General features: G+C 61.8%; 1 protein-coding gene. It reads right to left on the bottom strand.

Annotated elements, in window-relative coordinates:
• Positions 1–470 (bottom strand): 3-hydroxyacyl-CoA dehydrogenase NAD-binding domain-containing protein (locus tag B4L36_RS06745; RefSeq protein WP_292954247.1); only part of this gene is annotated, 470 nt, incomplete at its 3' end.
• Positions 471–681: the final 211 nt, after the last annotated feature.

Genomic DNA, 681 nt, shown 5'->3' with positions numbered 1-681 from the left:
ATGCCGCGGATCAGTTCGACCAATTGCATGACCGGAACCGGATTCATGAAGTGGAAGCCCATGAATTTCTCGGGCCGGTCGGTGCGGCTGGCCAGTCGCGTGATCGAGATCGAGGACGTGTTCGAGGTCAGGATCGTCTCGGGCTTCAGGTGCGGCTGAAGGTCTTCGAAAATGGCCTGCTTGACGGTCTCGCGTTCGGTCGCGGCCTCGATCACCAGGTCGGTCCGGCCCAGATCGGCCAGACGAAGCGTGGTCGTGATGCGCCCCATCGCAGCCTTCTTGTCCTCGGCCGAAATCCTGTCGCGACCGACCTGACGTTCGAGATTCCGGTCGATCAGGGACAGGGCCTTGTCCAGGGCATCCGGGCTGATGTCGTTCAGCACCACATCATAGCCCGCGAGGGCGAAGACATGGGCGATGCCGTTGCCCATCTGGCCCGCGCCGATGATTCCAACCGTCTCGATCGCCATTCTCGCCTCGTTTCCTGACCGGCGCGACGATAGGGCGGGCGCGGTCATGCTGCAATGCAAAACCGCCCCCGGCGGGGGGCGGTTGTTTGGGTATTTGGGCAACGGAGAGGCTGCTACAGCTTTTCCGTCAATTCGGGCACGATCTGGAACAAATCGCCCACCAGGCCGTAATCGGCGATCTGGAAGATCGGGGCTTCCTCGTCCTTGTTGA

The organism is Paracoccus sp. UBA889 (assembly GCA_002294185.1).
In the GTDB taxonomy this organism is placed as follows: Bacteria; Pseudomonadota; Alphaproteobacteria; order Rhodobacterales; family Rhodobacteraceae; genus Paracoccus.
Note: the sequence above shows the minus strand (reverse complement) of the source record. Positions and strands in the feature narration are given on the sequence as shown.